The sequence below is a fragment of the Glutamicibacter sp. NPDC090743 genome (assembly GCF_044769125.1).
In the GTDB taxonomy this organism is placed as follows: Bacteria; Actinomycetota; Actinomycetes; order Actinomycetales; family Micrococcaceae; genus Glutamicibacter.
Window position 1 is genome coordinate 475489 of record NZ_JBIVXE010000001.1, and the last position, 20813, is coordinate 496301.

Below are 20813 nucleotides of genomic sequence, written 5' to 3' on the forward strand. Positions count from 1 at the left end.
CAGCAGCATTTACCAGCTGTACGGGGTTCCTGCATCTTAACGGGGCAGCAAGAAGCCGGGACCAGCTTTCCTCATGAGGGAAGCGGTCCCGGCATTTCGCATGGTTCCAGCACTCAGGGAGAAACACCGGAACCAAGAACGGCCCGGAAGGTACTAGCCGTTGAACCTCTTCCCGTTGACACGTTCGGAGGCGCCAACCTGGTCCAGGTACGGGGTGATGCCACCGAGGTGCATTGGCCAGCCGGCACCGGTGATCATGCATAGATCGACGTCGGCTGCTTCGGCAACGACGCCCTCATCCAGCAGCAGCCCGATTTCCTCGGCCAGAGCATCTTGAACACGAGCCAGGATCTGTTCCTTGCTCGAGTGCTGATCGCCGAAGGCCATCAGCTTTTCAGCCTCGGGATTCAGCACCTGGTTGCCTGCCTCATCCTTGACCCAGAGGGCAGTGATCTTGGCATCGATCAGTTTCTGCAGATTCTCCGAGACGGCAAATCGTTCGCCGAAAGCGGCGTTCAGCGACTCGTTGACATGCTGCGCGACCGGCAGACCTACCATCGCCAACAAGGTCAACGGGCTCATTGGCAGGCCCATGGGGGTCAGTGCCGAGTCAGCTGTCTTCGCGTCGGTGCCCTCGTCGAAAGCGGCCTGGACTTCACTCATCAGGCGAAGCAGTACGCGGTTGACCACGAATGCGGCAGAATCCTTGGTTTTCACCGTGGTCTTCTTCAGCTTCTTGCCCAGCACGAATGCAGTGGACAGCGAGGAATCGTTGGTCCACTCCGTAGCAGCAATTTCCAGCAGCGGCATCACGGCTACCGGGTTGAAGAAGTGGAAACCGACCAGGCGCTCTGGATGCGACAAGTCGCGGCCCATCTCGGTGACAGAGAGCGAGGAAGTGTTGGTGGCCAGGATGCACTCGGGGGAGACCACCGCTTCAACCTCTGCGAAAACCTGCTTCTTCACATTCAGCTCTTCGAAGACGGCCTCGATGACGAAGTCGGCATCCGCGAACGCCTTCTTGGTGACCGATCCGGTAACCAGAGCCTTGGTGCGGTTGACCGCATCCTGGCTCATGCGGCCCTTGGCGTGCAGCTTGTCGATCTCGCCATGGATGTAGGCAAGGCCCTTGTCCACGCGCGATTGATCCAGATCGGTGATAACCACCGGAACGTTCAGGCGGCGGGCGAACAGCAGGGCCAGCTGGCCAGCCATCAACCCTGCGCCAACGACACCCACTTTGGTGACGGGGCGCGCGAGCTTTGGATCCGGTGCGCCGGCGGGGCGCTTGCCGCGCTTCTGGACCAGGTCCAGGAAGGCGTACACGGTGTTCTGGAACTGCGGGGTGCTCATCAGCCCAGTCAGCGCTTCGACTTCAAGGACTGCTGATTCCTGCTGCGAGATGGCCAGGCCCTTGCGGAAGACCTCAAGCACCTTGTACGGTGCCGGGGCCGCGCCGGACAGCTTCGCATCGACGAACTTTTCGGCAGCGTCGGCCGCATCCAGCCAGCGGCGAGCAACCTCGGGATCGGTTGGATCGACCGCATTGGGGCGCTTGACCTCTGTGGTTCCGGAGATGACACCGTCAGCGAAGGCAATGGAGTGCTCGATGAAGTCAGCTGGTTCGAACAGGGCGTCGGCCACCCCCATCTTGGCGGCTGCCGGACCGGAGAGGGTGCGGTTGCTGTTCAGCGGGTTCTCGATCATGACCTTCAGCGCGTTCTCGGGGCCGACTAGGCGGGGCAGGCGGTATACGCCGGCCCAACCCGGAATCAGGCCGAGGAAACCTTCTGGCAGGCCCAAAGCGCCCGCGGCGGTGCTGACCGTGCGGTAGTTGCAAGCCAGCGCGATTTCCAAGCCGCCGCCGAGCGCCAGGCCGTTGATGAAAGCGAAGGTCGGAACGCCCAAATCGGCAAGCAGCTCATAGGTGTAGTGGCCCAGCGAAGCCATGGCGGTTGCTTGATCCGGTGCGCTCAGGCGGGTGACGGCCGACAGGTCGGCACCGGCAATCAGGAAGTACGGCTTGCCGGTGATCGCCATGGCATCGATCTCGCCATTCTTGGCGCGTTCTGCTTGGACTTCCAGCGCGGCGCGCAGTTCCAGCAGGCCATTGGGCCCGAGGGTGGTCGGCTTCTTGTGGTCCAGGCCGTTATCCAGGGTCAGCAGTGCCAGTGTCTTGCCGCTTGGCAAGGCCACATCCTTCACGAAGGTGTGGGTGACAGTCTCATCGTGCATCAGCTGCGCGACAGCCTGGAAATCTTTGCTCATTGCAGTCATTGTCTCTTCCTTATGCCTTGCTGCCGAAGTCCGCGTGGTTTGGGTTCTCCCAGATCACTGTGCCGCCCATGCCCAAGCCGATGCACATGGTGGTGATGCCATAGCGCACCGAATGCTCCTCGGAGAACTGGCGGGCCAGCTGGGACATCAGGCGCACGCCGGAAGAGGCCAGCGGGTGCCCCACCGCGATGGCGCCGCCGTACCGGTTCACGCGGTCATCGTCCTGGTCGATTCCGTAGTAGTCGAGGAAGGACAGCACTTGCACGGCGAAAGCCTCGTTGATTTCGAACAGGCCGATGTCGTTGATGCCAAGGCCGGCCTTGGCCAGGGCCTTTTCGGTGGCCGGCACCGGCCCGTAGCCCATCACGTCCGGGTCCACGCCGGCGAAGGCGAAGGAGACCATGCGCATCTTCGGTTCCAGGCCCAGTTCGCGCACTGCCGCGCCGCTGGCCAGCAGGGCGGCGGTGGCTCCGTCGTTCAAGCCTGCTGCGTTGCCTGCGGTCACGCGTCCGTGGGCGCGGAAGGGGGTGCGCAGTTCGGCCAGCGATTCCATGGTGGTGCCTGGCCGTGGCGGTTCGTCAGCCGAGTTCACGGCCCAGCCTTCGCCCGGCCGCTTGGCTGCCACGGGGATCAGATCGGCCTGGATCTGCTGGTTCTCGTAGGCCTTGGCCAGCTTGGCCTGCGATGCGACAGCATAGCGGTCGGCGCGTTCCTTGGTGATCGCAGGGAAGCGGTCGTGCAGGTTCTCCGCGGTATTGCCCATGTTCAATGCTTGCGGGTCGACGATGCGCTCGGAGAGGAAGCGCGGGTTCGGGTCCGCTCCGGCGCCCATTGGGTGGTTGCCCATGTGCTCCACGCCGCCGGCGACCACTACGTCGTAGGCGCCGAAAGCGATGCCGCCGGCGGTCGCGGTGACGGCGGTCATCGCTCCGGCGCACATGCGGTCGATGGCGAAGCCCGGAACGGACTTGGGGATACCGGAGAGCAGGCCCACGGTGCGGCCCAAGGTCAAGCCCTGGTCGCCGGACTGCGTAGTTGCGGCCATGGAGATCTCGTCGATCTTTTCGGCAGGAACTTCCGGGTTGCGTTCCAGCAGGCCGCGTACGGCTTTGACGGCAAGGTCATCGGCGCGGGTACCGTGGTAGATCCCCTTCTCGCCGGCTTTGCCAAATGGGGTGCGTACCCCGTCGATGAAGACGACATCGCGGTCGTCGAGCGAAGGGCGCGCATTGTTGCGCACGGTCGAAGCGTTGGCACTCACCGTCGGGCTCCTTGGGGTTGGTTCATGCTGCCCGTGAAGACCGGGCAGTGGCCAGCATCACTGTGACCTGAACCATACGTTACTCAGTAGTAACTTGAAGTGCAAGTGCATCACCTCGCAAATCCGGGAACCCGCGGTGAATCCTTCTTGGAAACCGCCTAGGCCTGCTTCAACGCGATGGCCAGCTTGTCCGCAAGAAGTCCACGCTGCCACTGGCGGGCACCGAGATTTTCCAGCATGTCCGCTACGCTTGCCTCGCTGATGCGAGCCGGCGCATTCCAGCACAATTCACGCAGGTACTTCGGGGTCAAGAGATTCTCGCCGGGAATATTCCAGTGCTCGCTCACCTCATTGACGACCAGCTTGGCCGCGTCCAGCCGGTTCGCCGCGGCCGGGTTCTTTTCGGCCCATGAGCGGGGGTGCGGCAAGTCCGGCTTGGGGGCGCGCAGGTCGGGCAGGTCCCTGGTGCTATTGCCGCGCTTGATCGCGTCGACCCAGCGTGCGGCATCGCGTTTGGCATTGCGCGTGTGGAACCCGGGGATCTGCAAGAGCGCTGGAACGCTGGTGGCGCGCTGATCCACGGCGGCCATGATTGCGCGGTCGGGAATGAGCCGACCCGGGGCAACGTCGCGGCTCTGCGCCAGGGCTTCGCGGGAAAGCCACAGTTCGCGAGCTACCGCCAGGTTGCGTCGGCTCTTGAGCTTATGGATGCCGGACAATTTGCGCCACGGCACCTGTGCCGGGGAAGGGTCAGGCAGATTGCGTTCGTACTCGAATTCCTGGAAGGCGAAATCCAGCTTGCCCTGCTCTTCCAGCACCGCGGTGATGGCCTGGCGCAGCTCTTCGAGAACTTCCACATCCAGTGCGGCGTAGTTCAGCCATGATTCAGGCAACGGGCGGGTGGACCAGTCCACTGCCGAATGTTCTTTGGCCAACTGCAGCTCGAGCAATTCGCCCACCATGGTACCCAGCGAGACGCGGGGGAATCCCGCAAGACGGCCAGCCATCTCGGTATCGAACAGCGAGGTAGGGGACATGCCCAATTCGTGCAGGCACGGCAAATCCTGGGTGGCCGCATGCAGGATCCAGGGCTGCTCGTTGACGAACTCGCGCAGCGGGGACAGATCGTCCAGGGTTTCCGGGTCGATCAGCCAAGTACCCGCACCTTCTCGGCGAATCTGCAGCAAGAAGGCGCGCTGGCCGTAGCGGAACCCGCTGGCTCTTTCGGTATCCACGGCCAGATCGCCGGTGCCGGCTTCCAGTGCGCGCACTGCACGGCGCAAGGCAGGTGCGGTGTCGATGACTTCGGGGATCCCGTCGCGCGGCGCACTTAGTGGCGTCAGAACGGGTGCGGCGGCCTCGTTGGCAGTGGTGGATGATGCGGGAGCGGAAGAGTCAGAATTCGGCATGGTGCTTCCATTCTAGGACTATTCGGCTCCATCGCATTGATAATCGCTAGCTCAGGCGGCGATGAGGCAGCTGCTGCACGCCTTCGGGCAGGGGAGGCAGGCCGGCGAAAGTGCAAACCATATCGGCCCACGCGCTCAGATGCGCTCCCAGATGGTCAGAGTCCGGGGACCAGGAAGCACGCAGCTCAATATCGATATGGTCTTGTTCCCCGGCGAGATTGCCGAAGGATTCGGAAATTACCCGGGTCGCAGTACCGCCAGCGGAATGGTATGCGGCGTCGCGATCGCGCAGGGCTTCTTCGAGCCATGACCACGCGACGGAAGCCAGCATGGAATCCTGGCCCATTTCATGATCCAGGCGGGCCCGAATGTAGGTGACGATGCGGAATTGGCCATTCCACAGTTCTTGGCCTGCGGGGTCGAAGAGGAGGATGAAGCGTCCGGTGGCCAGCTGCTCGGCTGGTTGGAGGAACGGGGTGCGGCCAATCTCCTGGCCCTGGGGGCCGTGTCCGGGAGCAACCACATCCATCACGTCGCCGCTGAGTGCCAGCGCGAACGGCGCCAGCCTGCCAGGGGCCGGAATTTCGGTGAATTTCAGTTCCTTGCGCACCTTGGCATGCGACAACTCTTCAAGGGCCGTGGCAAAGGCCTTCGGAATGGCGGAAGCAGGGCGATCATTGGTCACAATTTGAGTCTAAGCGCGCCGTACCCGAGCATGGGTACGGCGCGCCGACCGCGGGTTCATGCTAAGCGGCGGCGTAGGCGCCGAGCAGCTCGTGCAGCTTGGCAATGAACGCTGCAACATCTTCCTCGGTGGTGTCGAACGAGCACATCCAGCGCACTTGGCTGGCCGCGCGATCCCAGTCGTAGAAGCGGAAGTGCTCGCGCAGCTGGTCGCTGACCTCGGTAGGCAGCTGGGCGAAGACGCCGTTGGCCTGAGTCGGGTAGACCAGCTGGACTCCGTCAATTTCCTCAACTGCCTGCGAGAGCTTGGCGGCCATGGCGTTGGAGTGGCTTGCCAATTCGCGCCACAGATCGGTGCCGTAAAGCTCGATCAGCTGTGCGGAGATGAAGCGCAGTTTCGAACCCAGCTGCATGTTCATCTTGCGCAGGTACTTCAGGTCCTGGGCCAGTTCGCTGCGCAGAGTCAGAATGCCCTCACCGAGCAGGATGCCGTTCTTGGTGCCGCCGAGGGAAACAATGTCCACGCCGACGTCAGTGGTCAGCGCGCGCAACGGCACGCCCAGGGAGGCCGCGGCGTTGGACAGGCGCGAGCCATCCAGATGCACTTTCATGCCCAGCTTGTGCGCGTGGTCGGTGATGGCCTTGATTTCCCCAGGGGTGTACAGGGTGCCCAGCTCGGTCGCCTGGGTGATCGACACGGCCAGCGGCTGCGCGCGGTGCTCGTCGCCCCAGCCCCATGCTTCCTGGTCGATCAGCTCTGGAGTCAGTTTGCCGTCGGGAGTGTCAACCTGCAGCAGCTTGAAGCCGCCGATGCGCTCCGGCGCACCGTTCTCATCCACGTTGATATGTGCAGAAGATGCGCAGATGACAGCGCCCCAGCGTGGAAGCAAGGACTGCAAGGCGATGACGTTGGCGCCGGTGCCGTTGAAAACCGGGAAGATCTGGGCTTCCGGGCCAAAGGCATTGCGGGCGACGTTGCCTAGTTCCTCGGTGTACTGGTCCTCACCGTAGGAGATCTGGTGGCCGCCGTTGGCGCGGGCAATCGCATCCATGATGCGCGGGTGCACGCCAGAATAATTATCCGAAGCGAATCCGCGAATCGAAGCGTCGTGGGTAAAAGTCATGCTGTGGAGGTCCTTAGTAGTTCAAGGGGTGAAGTCGAAAGCTATGCCAGTGCAGCGCCCAGAGGTGTGCACCGGCCAGTAATCAGGCCTTGGGCAATGCAACCCGGGTGCCGTTGAGCTCGCGGGCATCCTGGCCAAGCAAAGCCACTGCGGCCTGGGCAAGAAACTGCACCGGGGTCTGCCCGGAAGGCGTTTCTTCGGGAGACTTGTCGCTCAATGCCTTGACGACCCAACTCACCGCGGCGGCATTTTCTGCCTGCTTGGCGAACAGGCGGGCGATGGCATTGACCCAGTGTTCCGCTGCGGCCTTGACCGCACCGTAGTTGGCATTGGACGGGGTCGGATTCAGCACTGCCTCGGAACTGACTATCGCCAAGCGGCCTGCGGGGGAGGCGACCAGATCATCGACGAAGGCGCGGGAGGTGTTGCGCAGGGTGGTCAGCACGCTGCTGTGCAAGAAATCCCAGTCCTCGTCGGTTTGGCCGGTGATCGACTTACCGCCACGCCAGCCACCTACCAGGTGGATCAGCGCATCGATGCTGCCGTGCTCTTCATGAATCCGCAGCGCCAATTGCTTGACCGCTGCGAAGTCGCCCAGATCGCATTCATAGCGGGCATGAACGAACGGGAGGCGTTCGTCGAGGCGCTCTTGGTTGCTTCCCACTGCAAGCACACGCGCTCCGGCATCAACCAGCGCGGTGGCGCTGGCAATGCCGGAGGCGGAAGTAGCACCGGCAAGGAGCACTAGTCTGGATGTCTCGTTCAAGGAGATTCTTTCTTTGCTCACATTTTCTAGCCTAGAGGAAAGGCTAGATTTTCGTTGCCCCGGTCATGCCCTTGGTCGATTCGATGACGGTGGCCATTTTCTTATTCAGAGCTTCGTAGAACATCGACAGCGGGAATTCATCGTCCATGACCTGGTCGGTGATTTCACGTAGTGGTGCGGTCAGCGGCAGGGCATCCGGACCCTTGGCCCAGACCGACGCGGGGTTCGGGGTGACGGTGGCCGAAACCAGTTCGTAGGCAGCAAGCCAGTGAGCCAGCTTCGGACGGTCGATGGACTTCCAATACAGTTCGTCGATCGCATCCCCCAAGGCTGCAACCACCTCGGGTACCTGATCCCAATCGATGCTCAACTTGGTGTCGGTCCAGTGCAGTACATGGTGCTGGTGCATCCATGCGAACAGCAACTGGCCACCGAGACCGTCGTAGTTGCGTACGCGCGAGCCGGTGATGGCGAAGCGGAAGATGCGGTCGAAGATCACCGCGTATTGCACCAGCTTGGCCATCTTGGCGCTCTTCTGATCCGAAGCCGGGTTGGCGGCGATCTTCATGCATTCGCGGAACGCGGTCAAATCGCAACGCAGTTCTTCGAGCGAGTAAAGGAAGAACGGCATGCGCTGCTTGATCATGAACGGGTCGAATGGCAGATCGCCACGCATGTGGGTGCGGTCGTGAATCAGGTCCCACATGATGAAGGTTTCTTCGGTCAGGTGCTGGTCCTTGAGCAGCTCTGCGGCGTCATCGGGCAGTTCGAGGTTGGTGATGCGTGTAGCTTCCTGCAGGACCTTGCGGAAGCGTACAGCCTCACGATCCTGGAAGATCGCGCCCCAAGTGAATGACGGAGTCTGCCGAATGGCGACCGACTCCGGGAAGAGCACCGCGGAATTGGTGTTGTAGCCTTCGGTGAAGTCGATGAAGCGCAGCGGCACGAACAGGGCGTTGGCGTAGTCCTTGCTCTCCAGGTCGGCAATGAACTCAGGCCACATGACCTGCACCAGCACGGCTTCGAGGTGGCGGTTGGTTGAACCGTTCTGGGTGTACATCGGGAAAAGCACCAGATGCAGCAGGCCGTCAATGCGCTGGGCCTGGGGCTGGAACTGCATCAGCGAATCGAGGAAGTCGGGAACGCCGAAGCCTGCATCTGCCCACTGGCGCAGGTCCGTGACCAGCTGTTCGAGGTACTCTGCGTCGTGCTCGAAGTGCACGCGCAAGGACTGCACCGACTCGATGATGGAATCAACGAGCTTGGCAGCCTGTGGTGCAGATGCGCTGTCGGCCAAGGAACCGTCCTGTGCCTGGAGGCCCTGGAACTCGGTGGCGGCAGACTTCAGCGTCAGCCAAGCTTCCGAGTTTGCGATCTGCAGTACTTCTGCGTCGGTGGCCGGTACTGGCTTGGAGGAAGTCTGAGTCATTTCATACACCTTCTTTTCATGTTTGGGGCAGCGCTCAAGTGCTTACCTTGAACGCTACGCTCAAACAACAGAAAAGGTGATGCTAAGTCGTCAGTGAATAAGCAACTCTTGCTCTAAATGTGATCCAGGCCTTGCCACCGACAAAGGCATTAGCCCTGAGCAGGACGCAGGGTCAAGCTCAAAGAGTTCATGCAGTAACGCAGATCGGTTGGGGTTTGGAAACCTTCACCCTCGAAAACGTGGCCCATATGCGAATCGCAATTGGCGCAACGCACCTCAACACGCTTCATGCCCATGGACTCGTCGCTGATATAGCGCACCCGATCTTCGGCCAACGGCGCGAAGAAGGAAGGCCAGCCGCAACCGGCATCGAACTTCGTAGTGCTGGCGAACAGTTCCGAACCGCAGGCTCGGCAGGAGTACACGCCCTCGGTAGTGGTATCCCAGTATTCGCCGGTAAATGGACGCTCGGTCCCTGCTTGGCGCAATACGCGGAATTCCTCGGAAGAGAGGATCTGCTGCCACTGCACATCGCTGCGCGCGGTTGCTTCGTCTGCTGGCTGTGCTGATTGGTTTACCGATTCATCATTCATGCAATGTAAAACGCTTGAGCAGGCTAGATGATTCCCGGGCCAGGTCATGGAAAGATGAAAACATGGCTCGGAACATCGTAGATACCATGCAACCCCGCAGCGCAGTGCCTGCAACCCTGATTGGGGTTGGGCTGGGACTGGGCGCTGGTTCCCTGGTGGCCGCCAGCGTATCAGCGCTCGCCGGTTACTTCGCCCGACGTGTAGTGACCCCGGAAGAACGCCGCACCGGCAACAGCATCATCCGGGAGGTCGTCACCGATGCCGAGGGCAAACTCTGGTTGCATTTCAACAAGGACGCCGATACCAGCGAACCTGGTCCGTGCAGCTTCCTCACCGAATTCGACTCCTGCGCGCTGCGGCTTTCCGCGCCGGAAGCCGTTCCGGGCAAATCCCGCCTGGTTGCGCGCAAAATCGAGAAGATCTATCACGGCACCCTCCAGGGAGTACGCCGCGGCAACCTATCCGGGGCAATTTACGAGCACCCCGCGGACCTGGGCTTTGACGCAGAAGACGTAGTCGTGCCCCTGGATGGCGGCGACGGTCCAGCCTGGCTGGTGCGTGGCTCCACGAACGAAGATGTCTGGGTGATTGGCGTGCACGGCCGAGGCGCCCGACGTAATGAGACCATTCGGGCGTTGCCTGCCTTGAGCGAACTCGGGGTTACGACCTTGCTGATGAGCTACCGCAATGACGGTTTGGCTCCGAGCGCCCCGGATGGCCGCTACGGTCTGGGCGATACCGAATGGCATGACGTGGAATCGGGTATCCAATTCGCACTGGACCGCGGAGCGAAGCAGATCATCTTGCTGGGCTGGTCCATGGGAGGTGCCATCAGCCTGCAGGCCGCCGATCGGAGCAAGCTGGCCCACCATATTGACTCGCTCATGCTGGTCGGCCCGGTAATCAATTGGGTAGATGTGCTTTCGCACCAGGCCCGGGCCAATAAGATCCCGCAATCGGTGGGCCTGTTTGGCCAGTGGCTGCTGTCCAATAAGGCAGGGCGCTGGGTCACCGGCCAAGCGGCCCCGGTCAATCTGCGCCGGTTGAATTGGGTGGACCGCGCGGACGAATTGAAATTCCCGACGCTGATAATGCACAGCCGTGATGACGAGTTCGTCCCTAATGGCCCGAGCTTGAAACTGGCGGCGCTGCGCCCGGATTTGGTCACGCTCAAGACCTTTGCCAAGGCAGGGCACACGCGTGAGCCGAATGTGGATCCACAGGGTTTTGCCCGGGCGATCACCGACTTCTTGAGCAAGCGCATGTCGCTGCTTCAAGTCCAGTAGTCCAAGGCGGCAAAGGGCCCTGCCCGCGAGAACGATCAACAGATCTCGATCCCGCAGGCAGGGCCCTTTTTTGGCCAATCGCTGTCTAGCCGGAGGCGATCGGCGCCCAAATGGCTCCGGTCGCCTTCGCGGCATCTCGCGGAGCGATCTCCAGGCTGAAACCGCGGCGCCCGCCAGAAATGAATACCGTCTCGAACTGCTGCGCACTGGAGTCAATGACGGTAGCGGTTTTCTGGCGCTGCCCGAACGGGGAAATCCCGCCCAGGACATAGCCGCTGCGTCGCTGGGCGGCAGCCTTGTCAGCCATCTGCGCCTTCTTCTTGCCCAACGCGGTGCCAATCGCCTTCAGATCCAGCTTCGCATTCACTGGCACCACTGCGACGGCCAGATCCTGGGTGGCGTTGGCTCCGGTGGAGACCATCAGGGTCTTGAAGACCCGGTCGCCACTGGCACCCAATTGCTCGGCTGCTTCGGCGCCGTAGCCTTCGGCCAAGTCGCTATGCGCATAGCTGTGCGCTACATAGCTGATACCTGCCGCATCCAGTGCGGCGGTCGCCGGGGTGGAGGCGGCCTGTTTCTTCTTGCCCACGTGCTTGGGGATCCTTAACTACTGCTTATTGGCTTCTAGCTGCGTTCGAGGCAAAACCTACGCAGGCAGCTGCTCTGAGATCTGGCGCTTAATGCGGCCGAGCATGGCGGTCATGCCGCGCATGCGCAACGGCGACAGCGCACGGGTCAGACCCAGCTGCTGGGGCATGTCATCGGGAACGGCGAGAATCGCTGCGGCCTCCGCGCCGTCCAGGCCGGCAGCCAGCACCGAGGCGAAGCCGCGGGTGGTTGGAGCCTCCGGGGGAGCGGAGAAGAACAGTCCCACCGGGTTATTCGCTTCGGCCGAGACCTCGACGGCCAAGAACAGCGGCGACTGGCATTCGACAACCTGCTCGAATAGTTCAGGATGATCAGCCAGGCGTGCTGGAAGCTCGGGCAGCTCGCGCGAGTACTCCAGCAGCAGTTCCAGGCGGTCGGCCTCGGGCACCTCGGTGAACTCCTCGACGATTTCGTTCAGTGCATCGGGGAGCTGGCTCATGCGCGGGCTCCGCGCTGTGCAGGCATCTCGCCGGCGGCTTCGCCGCGAACGATGGGCACGCCGACCGCGTTGCCCCATTCGGTCCATGAACCGTCGTAGTTGCGCACGGTTTCGAAGCCCAGCAGGTGCTTGAGCACGAACCAGGTGTGGCTCGAACGTTCACCGATGCGGCAGTAGGCCACCACATCGTCGCCCGGCTTCAGGCCGGCGCCGTCGAGGTAGATGGCTTCCAATTCTCCGCGCGAGCGGAAGGTGCCGTCCTCGGCCGCAGCCTTGGCCCATGGCACCGATGCGGCGGTTGGGATGTGCCCGCCGCGCAGAGCGCCTTCTTCCGGATAATTCGGCATGTGGGTACGTTCGCCGGTGTATTCCTCGGCCGAACGCACGTCGATCAGCGGGTTGCCCAGGTGCTTCAGGACCTCCGGAAGGAAAGCGCGGATCTCGGAGTCGACGCGCTCGATCACAGGGTATTCGGTGGCGGTCACGGCCGGCTTCTCGGTGCTCAGCTCGCGGCCTTCAGCGATCCACTTGTCGCGGCCGCCGTCCATCAGGCGTACATCTTCGTGGCCGAAAAGTGTGAAGACCCACAGCGCGTAGGCGGCCCACCAGTTGGACTTGTCGCCGTAGATGACCACGGTCGACTCGCGGGTGATGCCCTTGGCGGCCATCAGCTGTGCGAAGCCTTCGCCGTCAACGTAGTCGCGCGTGACTTCGTCGTTCAGCTCCGTGTGCCAGTCAATCTTCAGTGCGCCTGGCACGTGGCCAGTGGAATACAGCAAGATGTCCTCATCCGATTCCAGTACTACGAGATTCTCGGCTCCGAGGTTGTCTGCCACCCACTGGGTGGAAACCAGTCGTTCTGGGTGAGCGTAGGCTGCATATTTCTCGTTGGACTCGACGGGCAACGACATTCCTAATCACGATCCTTGCGGGTGTCAGTTTTTGCCACGCTGGAAACAGCGGGCACGGGCATTACTTCTAGCCTAGTCCTCATCCATTGCGAACCCAGTGTGCTCTACGACATTTTCGGCAATGATTCGCCGCGTTCAAGGTAAACTGGCCGATGGGAAAGCCACGGCTTCCCGACCATTTCCTGAGCAATCAACTGAAGGACTCCCACAGCCAATGGCGACGATCACCCACCTGAGCGAGACCAAGCCGAATCTTTCAATCGAAGAACTGCTGGCCGGATTCCACCCGTCCTACCGCTTTGGTGAAGTGTCCTTCAATACCTATCGCCCGGATCCTAACCAGCCTTCGCAGACCGAAGCCGTCAATAAGCTCAAGGCTTTCGCAGAAACCGTGGGCAAGAACAACTCCGGTTCGTTCTTCTCCAAGCTTTTCGGCAAGAAGAAGGAAACCAAGAACGGCATCTACCTCGATGGCGGCTTCGGCGTAGGCAAGACCCACCTGCTCGCCTCCCTGTGGCATGCAGCCCCGGGCCGCAAGGCCTTCGGCACCTTCGTTGAGTACACCAACCTGGTTGGCGCGCTGTCTTTCCGCCAGACCGTTGAAGTGCTCAGCCAATACTCGCTGGTCTGCATCGACGAGTTCGAACTGGATGATCCGGGGGACACCGTGCTGATGTCCCGGTTGATGCGCGAGCTGTCCGATGCTGGCGTGAAGCTGGCGGCAACCTCCAACACCCTGCCTGGTGCGCTGGGCGAGGGGCGCTTCGCGGCAGTGGATTTCCAGCGTGAAATCAAGACCCTGTCAGAGCAGTTCGACGTGCACCGCGTCGAAGGCGAAGACTTCCGCCACCGTGGCCTGCCCGATGCCCCCGAGCCCTTGGACGATGCGAGCATCAAGGCATTCGCCCTGGATCGCTACCCGGACAAGACCTTGGCCGATGACAACTTCGAGGATCTGGTGGCTCACCTTTCGAAGGTTCACCCGTCGCGTTACCGCCAGTTGCTTTCCGAGACTGATGTGCTGGTTCTGCACAACGTGGATACCATCACCGATCAGGCCATCGCCCTGCGTTTCGTGGTTCTTGCGGACCGCCTGTACGACAAGGACGTGCCAATCGTTGCCTCAGGCAAGCCATTCAGCGAACTGTTCACCCCGGAAATGATGTCCGGCGGCTACCAGAAAAAGTACTTCCGTGCCGTCTCGCGCCTGACCGCTTTGGCTCGTGAAGGCCAAGTTGGAGAACCAGCCCTCTAAGCCGGAAACACCTGTCCCGCCACTTCATCGTCGAGCCCTGCGCTCGACGATGAAGTGCGTTAAGAGCCCTGCCACCAAGGCCCAGAAGGCACCACCGATCCCGAAGAGCGTGAGATTGCCGGCAGCGACCAGGACCGTGGTCAATGCGCTCAACCGCCAGGAGGAATCGGCCATCGCTCCGAGCAGCGCATTGGCGAGTGTTGCCAGCAAGGCCAAGCCCGCCGCCGCCTGGAACAGCCCCTCGGGCGAGGCGCTGGCCACCGATACGATCAGCGCGCTCAAGGCACCGAAGACCAAGTAGAAGACGCCTGAACTCGCCGCCGCCCGCCAGCGCAGCCGGGGGTCCGGGCCGGCCTGCTCTCCGGCAGCCAGCGCCGCGGTGATTGCCGCCAGATTGATGGCATGCCCGCCGAAGAACGCGCCGCTAGCCGACCCCACTCCGGTCGCCAGCATGGTGGGGCGCCACGGCGCTGTGTACCCGAAGGAGCTGAGCACGGCCACGCCCGGAATATTCTGCGATGCCATCGTCACCACGAACAACGGAACGCTGATGCTGGCAATGGCCTGCCAGGAGAATTCAGGACCGATCCACTGCAGCTGCGGAAGAACTTCGAGCGAATCCCACGTCGCGGTGCGGCCAATATGCCATAGGCCGAAACCCACCGCCGCCAGCATGCTCAGCGCTACAGCGAATTTCGGAAGGATCCTGAGCCCGATGAAGAACACCAGGAGGATACCCAACGCGGGCAACGGGATGCTGGCCACGGCTGTAAATGGTTTCAGGCACAGCGGAATCAAGACACCGGCGAGCATGCCTTGGGCAATTGGGACCGGAATGCGAGTGAGCAGCCGGTGCAAGGACGGTACCAGACCGGTCAACATGATCAGCGCGCCGCTGACGATGAATGCCCCCACTGCCTGATTGAACGCGAACACTCCGGGAGCCAGTGAGGCGAGCATCGCGGCACCGGGAGTGGACCATGCAATGCTGATCGGCTGGCGGTATCGCAGCGAAAGCGCAATGGTGCTCAGGCCTACGCAGAGGGACAGGACGAATAAGCCTGAGGCCGCCTGTTCGCTCGAAGCTCCGACCTGGAATAATCCGGCCAGTACGACAGCGAAGGATGCTACAAACCCCACCATGGTGGTGATCAATCCCGCAAGCACGGAATGGAAAAGGCCAGCTCCATCTGGGGGCGTGTGACGAGTCATACTCTTTTTCTACAGGGTGGCGCCGGTTGGCCGAAAATCGGCATGAATTAATTCCCCTGATATGACGTTAAAGCAGGGAAGGCACCGACCTCGGTCGGTACCTTCCCAGGATGCTCGGGCAAGCCGAGGGGAGTGCGTCGAGGAATTAGGCCTCGTTATTCTCGCCTTCGCCTCCGCCAAGGCCATTGAGGTAGTCGCCAGCGCCCTGCTGGACACCGTCTACCTGCTCGGCGAACTTGCCGCCGGTCTTGTCATCGACAAAATCACCAGCCTGTTCGATACCCTGGGATACCTGCTCCGGGTTCTCCTTGGCGAATTCCTCTGCCTTGCCACGCAGATCATCAAATCCTGCCATGCTGCACCTCCATTCGTCTGTGGGAACCCCTGTAGCTCCACAACTATCACCCACCTTAAAGGCTCAGGCCAACGCATGGAAGTGCATTAGGGACATTTCCCCAGTTGCCTAGGTGTTTTGCTGGTGGCTGTCAGATTGCACACAGGTTAGCTATTTACTAGTCAGGGAAGTGGTGGCCGCCTGGAACGATGGTTAAAGCAAAGATGGGAATCACGAAAAGTGATTCCCATCTTTATTTGGAGCGGTCAACGAGGTTCGAACTCGCGACCTCAACCTTGGCAAGGTTGCGCTCTACCAGCTGAGCTATGACCGCAAAACTATATTCAATTATTTGGAGCGGTCAACGAGGTTCGAACTCGCGACCTCAACCTTGGCAAGGTTGCGCTCTACCAGCTGAGCTATGACCGCATATATTTAATTAGTAGATCCATGGTCTGGAGAACCATGATTCCGTGCGCGATACTGGGATCGAACCAGTGACCTCTTCCGTGTCAGGGAAGCGCGCTACCGCTGCGCCAATCGCGCCGAAGATTCGCAAGGAATCTCGACAGAATTCAAAATTGCCTTATGAATTCACAGAGCGGTCAACGAGGTTCGAACTCGCGACCTCAACCTTGGCAAGGTTGCGCTCTACCAGCTGAGCTATGACCGCATATATTTAGTTATTAGATCCATGGTCTGGTGAACCATGATTCCGTGCGCGATACTGGGATCGAACCAGTGACCTCTTCCGTGTCAGGGAAGCGCGCTACCGCTGCGCCAATCGCGCAAAAAAGATCAAGCAATCTTCATTGCGAGGTGGGGACGGGATTCGAACCCGCGTATACGGCTTTGCAGGCCGCTGCCTCGCCTCTCGGCCACCCCACCATACTGACCGAAGTCAGAGTGACTAGTTTTACCTAGTCGGTGAATCTTTTTGCGAGCGGACAACGAGGTTCGAACTCGCGACCTCAACCTTGGCAAGGTTGCGCTCTACCAGCTGAGCTATGTCCGCAAAATGTCTTGTTTTCTGAACGTTTCCGTTCGCTCCAACGAGTAAAAACTCTATACGAGTTTTCGCATCCCCACAAATCGAAACGCTGAGATCTGGTTCACATGGCCTAAAAACCGCGGAACTACGCGGAAAATTGATTTTTCCGTCTCGACTAGGAGCGAAGCAATCCGAGTGCATGCCATGATCGTGTGCATGACGTCACCAAAACTGGCTATTCAAACAGACCTGGGCCGCATGTACAGCCGAAAAGTCGGCGGGGAAGCGATTGTCCCATCCATCACCACAGTCATCGGCATGGACAAGCTCGACCTCTCCGGCTGGGCCGGGTACATGGCGGCCAAGTCGCTTTCCGATGATCATCGGCTGGTGCAAGCGGTGGGGGACCCGCGCCAATTGCGCTCACTCGTGCTAGATGCAGCCGGTGCGGCCGAAGCTTATCGGGATTCCGCGGCCATGCGCGGGGACCGGGTGCATAACTACGCGGAGCAGCGCGCCCTGCAAGCGCTGGATCTGGAACATGACCTGGGCGCAGCTCAAGCCGCGCTCGAAGCGAATAAGGAGTTGGGCTTCGCACGCCACTTTGACCAATGGTGGGAAGACTACAACGTCCAGCCCATTGCCGCCGAGGTGACGGTTTGGAATCACAGCGTCGGCTACGCCGGCACCATCGACCTGGTCGCCAAGATTGGCGGTCGAACCTGTCTCGTTGACTACAAGACCAAAAACACCGACCGCGACGGCTTCGTCAAGCGTCCTGACGACAAGGTGATCATGCAGCTCGCGGCCGCATGCAAAGCCGAAGAGCAAGTAGTCGATGCCGAACAAGGCACGTGGAAAGGGTGGGAGCACGGGACCGATGCCATGCTGCTCGCCGTAGCCCTGGGCGAGACCGGGGCACGCACCTTCATGGCCCCACCTCCAGCTTTGCCCGACTACTGGTCCAAGTTCTATGCCTTGCGCCGGAATTGGGAAGCCTCATTCAGGATCGCGCAGTCGCGTGCCTCACTGGCCGAAATCACGCCGCCAGCTCAATAAAGTCGCACGCCCACCGCGTAGACTGGAACGGTTAGCTTTCGGCATTGCGAAACCTAATACCAATGTCCACGGCAGGGAAGGTACCAGCGGATTATGGCGATTTTGGGAATTCGGATCATCGGAGACCCCGTTCTACGCACCCCAGCGCAGGAGGTGACCGACTTTGGCCCGGAGCTCCAGAAGCTCGTCGAAGACATGGATCAGACGATGGAAAACGTCACCGGTGCAGGACTTGCCGCACCGCAGGTCGGTGTTTCCCTGCGTGTCTTCACCTACCAAATTGGCGAAAAACGCGGACATATCGTGAATCCGGTGCTGGAGCTCAGCGAGGATTACCAGGAAGACCAGGTGGAGGGCTGCCTGTCCATCCCGGGCATTGCAGCACCAGTTCGGCGCCGGCGCTATGTCAGGGCCACCGGCTTCGATAAGTTCGGCAACCCGGTAGAACTCGAAGGCGCCGACATGCTCGCCCGCTGCTTCCAGCACGAAACCGATCACCTGGACGGCATCTTGTTCCTGGACCGGCTGGCACCAGAAGAAAAGAAAGCGGCGTGGCGCACCTTGCGGGCCAACAACTACTCGCAGACCGCTAACGCCACCGTAAAGAAACGTTCCGGAGCCCTGGGCTCCAGCTTTGGCGCAGGATTGGGGTTCTAACTCATGCGTATTTTATTCGCCGGCACACCACAGGTCGCCGTCACTTCCCTGGATTACCTGCACGAGGCCGGTTTTGAAATTGCCGCAGTGCTCACCCGTCCCGATGCCCCGTTGGGACGCAAACGCGTGCTGACCCCATCGCCGGTTGCCGCTCGCGCCGCAGAGCTTGGCCTGCCGATCATCAAGGCTGCCAAGATCACCGAAGAAACTACCGCCGAACTTGCGGCCTTGGACCTTGAAGCCGCGGCCATCGTCGCCTATGGAGGGCTAGTGCCGGAGGCGGCATTGGCAGTTCCAACCTATGGCTGGATCAACCTGCACTTCTCCTTGCTGCCGCACTGGCGGGGTGCCGCTCCGGTGCAGCATTCCATTATCAACGGCGATGACATCACCGGTGCAGTCACCTTCCAGCTGGAAACCGGACTGGACACAGGTCCGGTATTCGGACAGGTCACCGAGAGAATTGGTGAACTGGACACCGCAGGCATCATGCTCGAACGGCTCAGCCGGTCCGGCTCGAACCTGCTGGTGCAGACCTTGCAAGCTCTGGATTCCGGGCAGGCCATTGCCATTCCGCAGTCCGGATCGCACACCTACGCACCGAAGATTACCGACGTGGATGCGGAGCTGGACTTCACCCGGACCGCCACGGAAATCCGTCGGCGCGCCCACGGAACCACCCCGTCCCCGGGCGCCTGGGTCAAGGCCGAAGACAAGCGCTTCAAATTCGGTCCACTGCGTGAGCACCGCGAGATCACCGACCTTGCGCCAGGCGAAGTGCGCATCGAGCCAGGCAAGCAGCCGAAGGTATACATCGGCACCGCCACCTGGGCCCTGCAGCCCACCGAAATCCAGCCTCCGGGCAAGAAAATGATGAACGCCAGCGACTGGGCACGTGGAGTGCTCACCCAGGGAACGAAAGTGAGCTTCGCATGAGCGGACAGGAACCACGCGGCGGATACCGCGACAATGATCGCCGCAATGAGCAGGGCCGTACCCGCAACCGCGGCCAGGCCGGCCCGCGGAAGTATTCGGCATCCGCACCCGGCCAGCGAAAGCGCGCGGCCGACCCGGCACGCCTGCTAGCTTTCAAGACCCTGCGTGAGGTATCCGGCGCGGATGCCTATGCCAACCTGGTGCTGCCGAAGATGATCCGCGAATACCAGCTTGACCGCCGCGACGCGGGCTTCGCCACCGAACTGGCCTACGGGGCACTGCGCGGCCAGGGGTTCTACGACGCGATCCTGACCACCCTGGTTGACCGTCCGCTGGCCGAGCTGGATCCGGCCATCCTCGATGCGCTGCGCCTGGGTGCCCACCAGCTGCTGGCCATGCGTGTGCCCAAGCACGCCGCCCTGGATGAAACCGTGTCGCTGGCTCGTGCGCAGATCGGCGCCGGCCCTTCCGGCCTGATCAACGCCGTACTGCGGCGCGTTTCTGCCAAGGAAGCCGATGAGTGGACTGAGCTGCTGGGCAATGCTGCCGCTTCGGAGTCCGAGCGGCTGGCCATCGAGCACTCGCACCCGGATTGGATTGTCCGTGCCTTGCGCGGCGCGCTGATTTCCCATGGCCGCGACGCCAGCGAACTTGGAGCCCTGCTGGAAGCGGATAACCTGGCGCCGCTGGTGAACCTGGTGTCCCTGCCGGGGCTGGGCGATCTGTCCGGCGCCCTGGAATCCGGGGCGGAACCGGGCACCTTGCTGGCTGATTCGGCCACCTACAAGCACGGCGACGTCTCGCGTGTGCCAGGGGTCAAGGAAGGCACCGTGCGTGTCCAGGATGCCGGCAGCCAGGTCATGGCCCGCGCCCTGGCTACTATCGAATTGCCCGAAGCCGGCGAGGACCGCTACTGGCTGGATCTTTGCGCAGGTCCAGGCGGAAAGGCGGCGCTGCTCGCAGCGATCGCCGTGCAGCGCGACGCCCGCCTGACTGCCAACGAGCCAACACCGCACCGCGCTCGCCTGGTCGAGAACTCGTTGGCTGCGGTGCCGCATGACTACTGGATGGTCACCGGTGACGACGGGCGCAGCTTCGGCGGTCTGGACTATGCAGGGGACTACGACCGCATCATGGTCGATGCCCCTTGCTCCGGCTTGGGCGCATTGCGCCGCCGCCCGGAATCGCGTTGGCGCAAAGCCCCGCGCGACATTCCGGAACTGACCAAGTTGCAAGGCGAGCTGCTCGCTGCAGCCTTCAACGCGGTCCGCGTCGGCGGCGTCATCGGCTTCGTCACCTGTTCGCCGCATCAGGCCGAAACCCGCCTGGTTGTGGAAGACTTCTTGAAGCACCACGAAAACGCGGCACTGCTGGATACCAGCGCCGCGGTTTCCTCGGTGATGTATCAGGACGCGCCATCGGCAGGCCATGCACTGGGCGATGGGAGCACCGTGCAGCTGTGGCCGCACGTGCACGGCACCGACGCCATGTTCATGGCAATCCTGACCAAAAAAGCCTAGCCAAGCCCGAGTATTCCAAGGA

19 protein-coding genes and 7 tRNA genes are annotated in these 20813 nt (G+C 61.5%); 6 read left to right on the forward strand and 20 right to left on the reverse strand.

Going from position 1 to position 20813, the window contains the following annotated elements; all coding sequences use genetic code 11:
• Nucleotides 1-153 precede the first annotated feature (153 nt).
• From ACIQTS_RS02265 to msrB, 8 genes are all read right to left on the reverse strand, one after another.
• Nucleotides 154-2277: a 3-hydroxyacyl-CoA dehydrogenase NAD-binding domain-containing protein gene (locus ACIQTS_RS02265; protein ID WP_402470891.1), complete on the reverse strand. Its 2124-nt coding sequence runs from the start codon at nt 2275-2277 to the stop codon at nt 154-156.
• A 10-nt stretch (nt 2278-2287) separates the two neighbouring features.
• Complete coding sequence (locus ACIQTS_RS02270; protein WP_402470893.1) at nt 2288-3538, reverse strand: thiolase family protein; 1251 nt, start codon at nt 3536-3538, stop codon at nt 2288-2290.
• 158 nt (nt 3539-3696) lie between these two features.
• Nucleotides 3697-4947 (reverse strand): HRDC domain-containing protein, encoded by a 1251-nt coding sequence (locus tag ACIQTS_RS02275; protein WP_332486048.1) that lies wholly within the window; start codon nt 4945-4947, stop codon nt 3697-3699.
• Nucleotides 4948-4993: 46 nt separating this feature from the next.
• Nucleotides 4994-5632, reverse strand: coding sequence for a DUF3000 domain-containing protein (locus ACIQTS_RS02280; RefSeq protein ID WP_400288204.1), 639 nt, complete (start codon nt 5630-5632; stop codon nt 4994-4996).
• A gap of 61 nt (nt 5633-5693) precedes the next feature.
• Nucleotides 5694-6755, reverse strand: coding sequence for a threonine aldolase family protein (locus ACIQTS_RS02285; protein WP_402470897.1), 1062 nt, complete (start codon nt 6753-6755; stop codon nt 5694-5696).
• Nucleotides 6756-6837: 82 nt separating this feature from the next.
• On the reverse strand, nt 6838-7542 hold the full coding sequence (locus tag ACIQTS_RS02290; RefSeq protein WP_400288201.1) for an SDR family oxidoreductase: 705 nt from the start codon (nt 7540-7542) through the stop codon (nt 6838-6840).
• A gap of 22 nt (nt 7543-7564) precedes the next feature.
• Complete coding sequence (locus tag ACIQTS_RS02295; protein ID WP_402470900.1) at nt 7565-8950, reverse strand: DUF6421 family protein; 1386 nt, start codon at nt 8948-8950, stop codon at nt 7565-7567.
• A gap of 149 nt (nt 8951-9099) precedes the next feature.
• A complete protein-coding gene (gene msrB, locus ACIQTS_RS02300; RefSeq protein ID WP_105656732.1) occupies nt 9100-9543 on the reverse strand; it encodes a peptide-methionine (R)-S-oxide reductase MsrB in 444 nt (147 codons plus the stop codon).
• A 62-nt stretch (nt 9544-9605) separates the two neighbouring features.
• Here msrB and ACIQTS_RS02305 point away from each other — a divergent pair, with 62 nt between their 5' ends.
• Nucleotides 9606-10829, forward strand: a complete 1224-nt coding sequence (locus ACIQTS_RS02305; protein ID WP_332594949.1) for an alpha/beta fold hydrolase — start codon at nt 9606-9608, stop codon at nt 10827-10829.
• Nucleotides 10830-10914: 85 nt separating this feature from the next.
• On the opposite strand, the gene ybaK is transcribed toward ACIQTS_RS02305, so the two are convergent.
• The 3 genes from ybaK to ACIQTS_RS02320 are packed head-to-tail and all read right to left on the reverse strand — an operon-like array spanning nt 10915 to nt 12827.
• Nucleotides 10915-11418, reverse strand: a complete 504-nt coding sequence (gene ybaK, locus ACIQTS_RS02310; protein WP_402470904.1) for a Cys-tRNA(Pro) deacylase — start codon at nt 11416-11418, stop codon at nt 10915-10917.
• Nucleotides 11419-11475: 57 nt separating this feature from the next.
• The gene (locus tag ACIQTS_RS02315) at nt 11476-11916 is read right to left on the reverse strand and encodes a SufE family protein (RefSeq protein ID WP_105656729.1); all 441 of its coding nucleotides are present in this window, start codon (nt 11914-11916) and stop codon (nt 11476-11478) included.
• The gene (locus tag ACIQTS_RS02320) at nt 11913-12827 is read right to left on the reverse strand and encodes a sulfurtransferase (RefSeq protein WP_332594951.1); all 915 of its coding nucleotides are present in this window, start codon (nt 12825-12827) and stop codon (nt 11913-11915) included. Before ACIQTS_RS02320 ends, ACIQTS_RS02315 begins: the two co-directional genes overlap by 4 nt.
• A 214-nt stretch (nt 12828-13041) precedes the next feature.
• Between ACIQTS_RS02320 and zapE the strand changes: the two genes are divergently transcribed.
• Nucleotides 13042-14082: a cell division protein ZapE gene (gene zapE / locus ACIQTS_RS02325; RefSeq protein WP_400288195.1), complete on the forward strand. Its 1041-nt coding sequence runs from the start codon at nt 13042-13044 to the stop codon at nt 14080-14082.
• A gap of 24 nt (nt 14083-14106) precedes the next feature.
• Here zapE and ACIQTS_RS02330 read toward each other — a convergent pair whose 3' ends face one another.
• The 9 genes from ACIQTS_RS02330 to ACIQTS_RS02370 form a co-directional block, all read right to left on the reverse strand.
• Nucleotides 14107-15294, reverse strand: a complete 1188-nt coding sequence (locus ACIQTS_RS02330) for a benzoate/H(+) symporter BenE family transporter (RefSeq protein WP_402470909.1) — start codon at nt 15292-15294, stop codon at nt 14107-14109.
• A 145-nt stretch (nt 15295-15439) separates the two neighbouring features.
• Nucleotides 15440-15649 (reverse strand): antitoxin, encoded by a 210-nt coding sequence (locus tag ACIQTS_RS02335; RefSeq protein WP_133834248.1) that lies wholly within the window; start codon nt 15647-15649, stop codon nt 15440-15442.
• Nucleotides 15650-15886: 237 nt separating this feature from the next.
• Nucleotides 15887-15962: transfer RNA gene (locus ACIQTS_RS02340), tRNA-Gly, on the reverse strand.
• A 19-nt stretch (nt 15963-15981) separates the two neighbouring features.
• Nucleotides 15982-16057, reverse strand: a tRNA-Gly gene (locus ACIQTS_RS02345).
• A 45-nt stretch (nt 16058-16102) separates the two neighbouring features.
• A tRNA-Val gene (locus ACIQTS_RS02350) sits at nt 16103-16174 on the reverse strand.
• 54 nt (nt 16175-16228) lie between these two features.
• A tRNA-Gly gene (locus tag ACIQTS_RS02355) sits at nt 16229-16301 on the reverse strand.
• 45 nt (nt 16302-16346) lie between these two features.
• A tRNA-Val gene (locus ACIQTS_RS02360) sits at nt 16347-16418 on the reverse strand.
• 27 nt (nt 16419-16445) lie between these two features.
• Nucleotides 16446-16516: transfer RNA gene (locus ACIQTS_RS02365), tRNA-Cys, on the reverse strand.
• Nucleotides 16517-16570: 54 nt separating this feature from the next.
• Nucleotides 16571-16643 (reverse strand) — tRNA-Gly (locus ACIQTS_RS02370).
• A gap of 192 nt (nt 16644-16835) precedes the next feature.
• On the opposite strand from ACIQTS_RS02370, the gene ACIQTS_RS02375 reads away from it, so the two are divergent.
• From ACIQTS_RS02375 to ACIQTS_RS02390, 4 genes are all read left to right on the forward strand, one after another.
• Nucleotides 16836-17678 (forward strand): PD-(D/E)XK nuclease family protein, encoded by an 843-nt coding sequence (locus ACIQTS_RS02375; protein WP_402470911.1) that lies wholly within the window; start codon nt 16836-16838, stop codon nt 17676-17678.
• Between the two features lie 93 nt (nt 17679-17771).
• Nucleotides 17772-18335, forward strand: a complete 564-nt coding sequence (gene def, locus ACIQTS_RS02380) for a peptide deformylase (RefSeq protein ID WP_133834247.1) — start codon at nt 17772-17774, stop codon at nt 18333-18335.
• A gap of 3 nt (nt 18336-18338) precedes the next feature.
• Nucleotides 18339-19271, forward strand: a complete 933-nt coding sequence (gene fmt, locus ACIQTS_RS02385) for a methionyl-tRNA formyltransferase (protein WP_133834246.1) — start codon at nt 18339-18341, stop codon at nt 19269-19271.
• Nucleotides 19268-20791: an RsmB/NOP family class I SAM-dependent RNA methyltransferase gene (locus ACIQTS_RS02390; protein ID WP_402470915.1), complete on the forward strand. Its 1524-nt coding sequence runs from the start codon at nt 19268-19270 to the stop codon at nt 20789-20791. The genes fmt and ACIQTS_RS02390 overlap by 4 nt, the downstream gene beginning before the upstream one ends.
• The last annotated feature ends 22 nt before the right edge of the window (nt 20792-20813 follow it).

What these genes read in the sequence shown, in the direction of transcription:
- ACIQTS_RS02265 (WP_402470891.1), bottom strand. Translation starts at nt 2,277, where the DNA reads ATGACTGCAATGAGCAAAGATTTCCAGGCTGTCGCGCAGCTGATGCAC.
- ACIQTS_RS02275 (WP_332486048.1), bottom strand. Translation starts at nt 4,947, where the DNA reads ATGCCGAATTCTGACTCTTCCGCTCCCGCATCATCCACCACTGCCAAC.
- ACIQTS_RS02285 (WP_402470897.1), bottom strand. Translation starts at nt 6,755, where the DNA reads ATGACTTTTACCCACGACGCTTCGATTCGCGGATTCGCTTCGGATAAT.
- ACIQTS_RS02295 (WP_402470900.1), bottom strand. Translation starts at nt 8,950, where the DNA reads ATGACTCAGACTTCCTCCAAGCCAGTACCGGCCACCGACGCAGAAGTA.
- msrB (WP_105656732.1), bottom strand. Translation starts at nt 9,543, where the DNA reads ATGAATGATGAATCGGTAAACCAATCAGCACAGCCAGCAGACGAAGCA.
- ACIQTS_RS02305 (WP_332594949.1), top strand. Translation starts at nt 9,606, where the DNA reads ATGGCTCGGAACATCGTAGATACCATGCAACCCCGCAGCGCAGTGCCT.
- ACIQTS_RS02315 (WP_105656729.1), bottom strand. Translation starts at nt 11,916, where the DNA reads ATGAGCCAGCTCCCCGATGCACTGAACGAAATCGTCGAGGAGTTCACC.
- ACIQTS_RS02320 (WP_332594951.1), bottom strand. Translation starts at nt 12,827, where the DNA reads ATGTCGTTGCCCGTCGAGTCCAACGAGAAATATGCAGCCTACGCTCAC.
- zapE (WP_400288195.1), top strand. Translation starts at nt 13,042, where the DNA reads ATGGCGACGATCACCCACCTGAGCGAGACCAAGCCGAATCTTTCAATC.
- ACIQTS_RS02330 (WP_402470909.1), bottom strand. Translation starts at nt 15,294, where the DNA reads ATGACTCGTCACACGCCCCCAGATGGAGCTGGCCTTTTCCATTCCGTG.
- ACIQTS_RS02335 (WP_133834248.1), bottom strand. Translation starts at nt 15,649, where the DNA reads ATGGCAGGATTTGATGATCTGCGTGGCAAGGCAGAGGAATTCGCCAAG.
- ACIQTS_RS02375 (WP_402470911.1), top strand. Translation starts at nt 16,836, where the DNA reads ATGACGTCACCAAAACTGGCTATTCAAACAGACCTGGGCCGCATGTAC.
- def (WP_133834247.1), top strand. Translation starts at nt 17,772, where the DNA reads ATGGCGATTTTGGGAATTCGGATCATCGGAGACCCCGTTCTACGCACC.
- fmt (WP_133834246.1), top strand. Translation starts at nt 18,339, where the DNA reads ATGCGTATTTTATTCGCCGGCACACCACAGGTCGCCGTCACTTCCCTG.
- ACIQTS_RS02390 (WP_402470915.1), top strand. Translation starts at nt 19,268, where the DNA reads ATGAGCGGACAGGAACCACGCGGCGGATACCGCGACAATGATCGCCGC.